This is a genomic window from Bacteroides sp. 519 (assembly GCF_010500955.1).
GTDB lineage: Bacteria > Bacteroidota > Bacteroidia > Bacteroidales > Bacteroidaceae > Bacteroides.
This window is the reverse complement of sequence record NZ_QVMJ01000112.1, coordinates 1-322: the sequence shown is the minus strand read 5'-3', so window position 1 is coordinate 322 and position 322 is coordinate 1. Positions and strand designations below refer to the sequence as shown.

Here is a 322-nt window from a genome sequence, read left to right as displayed (position 1 = left end):
GAATTCAAACTAGACGGAACCGCACAAATGGCGCTGCAACAAATTGAGGATAAAGGCTACCTCATTCCCTATACCGCCGACGAACGCCAACTAATAAGCAGTTGAGTTTTTACAAGTCTTATTGTATGGACTTGCGTCACGATAATATTCAAGGAAACGATTAAACTCTAAAGACACCATACGTTTTATAGAGATCAATCATTGCCTGAGCATCTTTCTGCCAATCGGCATAATCATTTTGCACACTGGGGTTGAACCACAGGCAGACAAAGACAATCCCAAAAAGGCGTATCTGCTTGAATGATGTTTCTATATTCTTTAA

At 40.4% G+C, this 322-nt stretch carries 1 protein-coding gene; it reads left to right on the top strand.

The features are described 5' to 3' along the window. A partial coding sequence (locus D0T85_RS22920) for a PD-(D/E)XK nuclease domain-containing protein (protein ID WP_239060797.1) occupies positions 1-105 on the top strand: 105 nt, incomplete at its 5' end. Between the last annotated feature and the right edge of the window lie 217 nt (positions 106-322).